The 6,286-nt window shown below is 44.7% G+C and carries 6 protein-coding genes; 4 read left to right on the plus strand and 2 right to left on the minus strand.

Annotated elements, in window-relative coordinates:
• Window positions 1-239: 239 nt before the first annotated feature.
• Window positions 240-1,082, minus strand: a complete 843-nt coding sequence (locus BWK47_RS06965) for a segregation/condensation protein A (RefSeq protein WP_162328103.1) — start codon at window positions 1,080-1,082, stop codon at window positions 240-242.
• A gap of 56 nt (window positions 1,083-1,138) precedes the next feature.
• On the opposite strand from BWK47_RS06965, the gene pdxH reads away from it, so the two are divergent.
• Together pdxH and BWK47_RS06975 are read left to right on the plus strand one after the other, a co-directional pair.
• The gene (gene pdxH / locus BWK47_RS06970) at window positions 1,139-1,783 is read left to right on the plus strand and encodes a pyridoxamine 5'-phosphate oxidase (protein ID WP_204250496.1); all 645 of its coding nucleotides are present in this window, start codon (window positions 1,139-1,141) and stop codon (window positions 1,781-1,783) included.
• A 398-nt stretch (window positions 1,784-2,181) separates the two neighbouring features.
• Window positions 2,182-3,132 carry a fatty acid desaturase gene (locus tag BWK47_RS06975; protein ID WP_336235084.1) on the plus strand — a complete coding sequence of 317 codons (951 nt, stop codon included), beginning with the start codon at window positions 2,182-2,184 and terminating at the stop codon, window positions 3,130-3,132.
• 94 nt (window positions 3,133-3,226) lie between these two features.
• Here the strand turns inward: BWK47_RS06975 and BWK47_RS06980 are convergent, their stop codons facing one another.
• The gene (locus BWK47_RS06980; protein WP_162328106.1) at window positions 3,227-5,734 is read right to left on the minus strand and encodes a sigma 54-interacting transcriptional regulator; all 2,508 of its coding nucleotides are present in this window, start codon (window positions 5,732-5,734) and stop codon (window positions 3,227-3,229) included.
• Window positions 5,735-5,826: 92 nt separating this feature from the next.
• On the opposite strand from BWK47_RS06980, the gene BWK47_RS17320 reads away from it, so the two are divergent.
• Both BWK47_RS17320 and BWK47_RS17375 read left to right on the plus strand, forming a co-directional pair.
• Window positions 5,827-6,084: a DUF6883 domain-containing protein gene (locus tag BWK47_RS17320; protein WP_336235085.1), complete on the plus strand. Its 258-nt coding sequence runs from the start codon at window positions 5,827-5,829 to the stop codon at window positions 6,082-6,084.
• A gap of 142 nt (window positions 6,085-6,226) precedes the next feature.
• Window positions 6,227-6,286: IS630 transposase-related protein (locus tag BWK47_RS17375; RefSeq protein WP_204250497.1), on the plus strand; the 60-nt coding region annotated here is incomplete at its 3' end.

The following is a 6,286-nucleotide window of genomic DNA, read 5'->3' on the forward strand; positions in this document are numbered from 1 at the left end:
TATTGAGAAACTTCCATTACTTATTTGACAAATTGAAGAAGGCAGTAATGGCTTTAGGAGACCTTATTATTGCTTCAACTATTTTACCTTCCCACCTACACTGATAGAAGAGCGATAAATTGATTTCCATCCAAGATTTAATGAATTTATATGCAACTAGATTGACATCTAACTCTTCATATGAGTCTTTAGATTTGCAACTAAGAAATATTTAGCATTTAAGAGTAATTGCTTGCATACTAGGCTGAGTTTAACACTTCTGTTTCTGGATCTAAGGTTAACTGTATATTTTTTTTAGAATCATCAATAATTTGAACTTGTAAATCTTGGTAAAACTCTTCCTGAGCCAAAGATACTTTCGACTGGGAACTTAATAATAGTAAAGCCCAAAATACGCCAACTTTATCTTTTTTGTCTGGCAATTTATCTGGATCTAGATGGTGGTGCCAACAGCGGAGCAATGTGTCCAAATCTACCCAGGAACGATGGGGGAAGTCGGGCAAAATTTCCGGCAGACGGGTTTGTAAAAATTGCTCCAATTGACTGGCCAACTCGGTTAAATTTTCCTGGTGGGCTAATTCGGTAATGATTTGTAGTGCTTCCCGCCGGGATTGGGGACGTGCCCGTTTCACCCGCTTGGGTTTTTGTTCGCTTTTTTCGATCTCAACGGCGATCGCCTCAATTTGATCAATTAATTCCGCTAGGGTAACCCGACGACGTTGTAAGGGCGGGACAGCAGTGCGGCGACGCAGACGATTTTCTAAATCCCTTGGTAACCGGGCAATTTGACCATCGGGCCATTCTTCTAGCTCAGCTTCAGGTAAAACTTCTTCTGGTTCCTGCTCCAAATTGTGGAGACTGTCAGCTTTGTAGCGCACCAACATGGAGGCCCAAAGAAAAGCTTGGCCGGAACGGGGTAAATTTTGCTGTTGAAAACTCAGGTCGAGGCTGTTGAGAATGCCCAGATCCTGCAAAAAGCGATCAATCACGTCGATCACCGACACATCCCAGGGGTTGATCTCCCCTTGGTGGGCCATTTCGATCAGGGTATCAATGGCATGACTCGCCGCAGATGGTGTCATAATTCCTTATGTTAACTGCCCGCTGTGAAGATCACCAGTTGGAGGACGCAGGCTTTATGGATGGGGTTTCCCTCGCGGATTTACGCTTGAACTATACCCAGGGGGGTTTAACCGAGGCTGAGGTGGCAGACCATCCCTTTGCCCAATTTCACATATGGCTCCAACAGGCGATCGCCGCTGAGTTGCCAGAACCCAATGCTATGACTTTAAGCACTCTGTCCGAGGAAGGCCATCCGGTGGGGCGTATGGTGCTGCTCAAGGGTTTGGATGAGCGGGGTTTTGTTTTTTACACTAACTATGACAGTGCCAAGGGGCAACAGTTAACGGCCCATCCTTGGGCAGGATTAGTGTTTTGGTGGGCGGCCCTAGAAAGACAGGTACGGGTGGATGGTCGAGTAGAAAAAATTGATCCGGCAGAATCCGATGCCTATTTTCAGTCCCGTCCCCGGGGTTCTCAATTGGGGGCCTGGGCTTCTCCCCAAAGTCAGATTGTCGGCGATCGCCAGGAGTTAGAAGACAATTTGGCCCGCTGGGAAAAACAATACGAGAACCAATCCATTCCCCGCCCCCCCCACTGGGGAGGATTTCGGGTGATTCCCCATCGCATCGAATTTTGGCAGGGTCGTCCTAGTCGTCTCCATGACCGTTTGCAATTTAACTTGCTTGATGGTCAATGGCACAGACAGAGGTTGGCGCCGTAGAAGTTAAACTAGCCCCCATTCCATTGCAGTCTTAAAGTTTTGACGTTTTAGTCCATAAAGTTGATCAGAGTTGCGTATTTATAGACATTTGAACTTTTTATCGTCCTTTTTCTACACAAATTTGAATCAAGTATTCTCCTTAGTGTGTTTTCTGTCTTAGTCAAAATTGGTCTCACCGCCGAATTTTCATCTTCCAACGGCAGCCTTCTTTGAGGATTTAGGATAGAATCATAGGATTGTTTTGCCGTCATGGCCCCTAAGATAAATACGTGCGTCTAGAAATTTCATCGCCTCAAACAAAGCTTCCTTACCCCAAAACTGAAGAATTACCATTTACCCTCCAAGAGCTCAGAAACGCTATTCCAGCGGATTGTTTTGAGCCATCGGTAGTCCGGTCCTTGGGCTACTTTTTTTTGGATGTTGGTTTAATTGCCGGGTTTTATGCTCTAGCGGCCTACCTTGATTCCTGGTTCTTCTATCCGATTTTTTGGTTAATTCAGGGAACCCTATTCTGGTCCCTGTTTGTGGTGGGCCATGATTGTGGCCATGGTTCCTTTTCCAAATCCAAAACCCTTAATAATTGGATTGGTCATCTCAGCCACACGCCAATTTTGGTGCCCTACCATGGCTGGCGCATTAGTCACCGTACTCACCATGCCAACACGGGCAATATCGACACCGACGAAAGTTGGTACCCAGTGTCGGAGCAAAAATATAACCAAATGGCCTGGTATGAAAAGCTGTTGCGTTTCTATCTGCCCCTGATTGCCTACCCCATCTATCTATTTCGGCGATCGCCAAATCGGGAAGGCTCCCATTTTATGCCCAGTAGTCCCCTATTCCGTCCCGGAGAAAAAGCAGCTGTTCTCACCAGCACCTTTGCTCTTGCAGCCTTTGTCGGCTTCCTTGGTTTTTTAACTTGGCAATTTGGCTGGCTATTTTTGCTGAAATTTTATGTTGCCCCCTACATCGTGTTTGTGGTGTGGTTAGATTTGGTCACATTTTTACATCACACTGAAGACAATATCCCTTGGTATCGCGGTAATGATTGGTATTTCCTCAAAGGTGCCCTCTCCACCATTGACCGGGATTACGGCTTCATTAACCCCATTCACCATGACATTGGCACCCACGTTGCCCACCATATTTTCTCGAATATGCCCCACTACAAATTACGCCGGGCGACTGAAGCCATCAAGCCTATTTTAGGGGAGTATTATCGATATTCCGATGAACCCATTTGGCGGGCTTTTTTTAAGTCCTATTGGGCTTGCCATTTTGTACCCAATCAAGGCTCAAAAGTTTATTACCAATCGCCATCCAATGGAGGATTTCAAAAGAAATCTTAGTTGCCCTTAATTGAATAGAATTAACATCGGGAGGGAAGGCAATATTAGATGGTATTACTTCCTCCCGATCGCCGTATTAGAAGTATTGAAGAAGTTAAACAATCACACTCCAAAAGATCAGCATTAAACCAACAACTGTGCCGTGGTGAGGCAGAAGATTGAAAAAGGATTGTTTGCCCAACTGTTGACTGAGAAAAATTGACCAAAGTACTCCGGCCAAAAGCAGCATACCTTGCAAAAAGGCGATCGCCGCCGGATCCGCTACCAACATTGGTAAGTCAAAGGGTAAAGACCAGTGGAAAGTTTTTGGCACTAGGGTCAACACCTGCCCCGCTTCTCCCAAACCTAAATGGAGATAATGGGCTAAGTTGGCCGCTAAAGTGAGGGGCAATAGACCGTAAGCTAAGTTAATGAAGGGAATTTTTTGCCCAACTTTAGGAGCGGGAATCAAAAAGTAGGCGATTAGTGGCAATAAAGCTGGTAAAAACAGCAAACCGAGGGAGAACAAGCCATGGTTGATAAATGTACCCACTGGCGATAAATGCCATACCTGGATAAATTCCGGTAATCTCCTCAATAAAACGCTATTTAGTAGTAACAACAATAAGGCTACTTCGTAGGGGCGCGCAGTATGGGTAGTAACAATGGCGATCGCCGGGGGACGCAGATTAAATTCCACTGAACGATGGGGACAGGCTTTTAAACAGGTCATACATAGTACGCAATCTCGATTATCCGTCAGTTGGGCTGGGTGAGTACCCAGAGGACAGCCCTCAGTGGCTTGCCCTTCTCCTTTGGCTGGGCCTCCTTTGTAACACTGGTAAGTAGTACATTCCGCCGAACAAGTTCCCTGTTGAGCCCGCAATTCAGTGATGGCTAATTTGGCAAACATGCCGTTCATGCCGCCAATGGGACAGAGATAACGACACCAAAATCTTTGCTCAAAAATCACGGAGCAAACCATAGCTCCCCCGGTAATTAACAGTAATAACCAAGCAGAAAGATAGGCAGTATTTTCCAAGTCCCAAAGTTCTTCCCAGAGTAAAATTAGGGCGAAAAGGGCAAAAAGAAACCAACCCCCCCAATTTTCTGCTGCTTGTCTGGGCCATTTTTTCAGTTTTCTTGGCCAGAGCCAGAGGGATAGTTTTTGGGTAATTTCCCCGTAAATCATAAAAGGGCATACAGCACACCAAAGTCGACCCACAAAAATAAATCCCAATAACACTAAGGGCCACCACCATGCCCAAAATAAATTCAATGCAAAATTTTGGTCCCTAGTTTGAGGTCCCAGAAAAAGAATAGCCACAATGACCGGGAAAGCGAATACAGTGAAGCCATAATTGAGGCGATCAGGCCACCAAGCACTGCGCAAAAATTGCCGTAATCGCGGGTAACGGTTGAGTAAATTAAGGCGAAATAATTGTTTCTTACTTTGGGAAGGCCAAATAATTTCCTCGGTAATTACTTTTTCGCCCTGTAATTGGGTGACCGCCCGTTCCACCAGATTATTTAATTCTCGAATATTATTAGGAAAATCGTAGGCTTGTAAGCGACGCAGGGCCTCCGGTGCTAGGTTGGGAACTTCGATGCCTTTGGAGCGACAAATTAAACTTAAATAATAGTCAACGTAATCTTCAATATCTGCTTTTCTTACCCGCAAAGGGGGAATTTTAATGGTGTTAGTAAATAGGGAAGTTAGCTTAGGAATGATATTTTCAGCAATGGCAATTACCTTGGCTTGACTGTGGCGAAAAGTTGGTTCTACCCCCCCTGCTGTGGCCACAGGTTGGTAAATACCTTCACAAATTAAATTGGCGATCGCCGGTAAAAGTTGAGGTTTCAATTCCTGAATATTGTTCAACAGTAAGGTTCCTTGACCCAAGGCATCTAAAATTCCGGGTTTACCTTGATTGGTGCCAAAGAGTTCTTGACCACTGGCGGATAGCAGAGCACAGTTGATCTTAACCATCACCGACCGTTGGGCTTGGGCTGAGCCAAAATGAATCAGGGCGGCGGTGTTATCCTTTTCCAGTCCCGGCTCTCCGAACAATAATACTGGCTTTTGATCTGTTGATACTGCTTTAATTTGCTCCCGGAGCTTTTGGGCATAGCGACTTTTACCCATAATGGCTCGCTTAGCGGCAGGGACGAGGTAGGGGCGTAAAATCTTCTGTTTTTCTTGTTCAAAAAATAGTTGGGCATTCAGTTCCCTGAGTTCCTGCACCAATTGTTGGGAAAAAGCCTGGGTTATCTGGGGATAATCTTGCAGCAATTGCCGCATTTTTTGCCCTGGTAAATACCACAATTGGCAGTCAGTAAGGGCGACTAAATCCTGTTCTAGGGGACTATCAATTATGAATGCCTCTAGATTGATAATTGCCCCTGGCAATAAACAAAATTTCCGGGCATCAGATTCCAACTGTCCTTGACCAAGAATGTACAAGTCTGTTCCCTTGTCCCTATCTTTGGGCAGACTTTCACCCTTAGCCAGGGAAAATTCAATTAATTGGCTGGCGATCGCCTCCAGAATCTCCGGGGCAAGTTGGCCTAATTCCGTCCGTTGTCGGAGCCAGGAAAGCAAATGGGAAAGGCGATCGGTCATGGCAAAACCCCTGAGGAAAAACCTATGATCATACTAATCGATGCTGTAACATCTATCCTGAATTAAGTTCTGGAATATTTTTAATCTAAGTTATGAAATTGCCCTACGGAAACCAAGCTGATGTGAAGCAAATAACTGATAAACTACAGACCTATTCCCTTAATTTAAACCATCCTAATGGCAAACATAAAGCTAGACTCTTTCGAGCTAAATTGGGTATATCCCTCTTTCCTGAATCTCGGAAAGAATATTTTTCAGTACTATACAAAAAGTCTCACTGTGAAGGCGTTTCAAGGTTTTCAAGGCTCGATAATCATGGGGGACAATATCTTATTAAGTACACCACATGAAACCGTTGTTGCTAAAGGCTTTCGATGATTTTCATCAAATTGACTTGCCCAGTCTGACGCAAGAGGGATATAGTCATTTCAATTAACGATGAGAGAATTTAATGTAAAATTATGGGGTGTACAAAATGAACAGGTTTAAACAATGGCTTACAGTTTAGATTTAAGGCAAAGAGTAGTAGCTTATATAGAAGCTGGAGGAAAA

Source organism: Synechocystis sp. CACIAM 05 (assembly GCF_010222815.1).
Classification (GTDB): domain Bacteria; phylum Cyanobacteriota; class Cyanobacteriia; order Cyanobacteriales; family Microcystaceae; genus Synechocystis.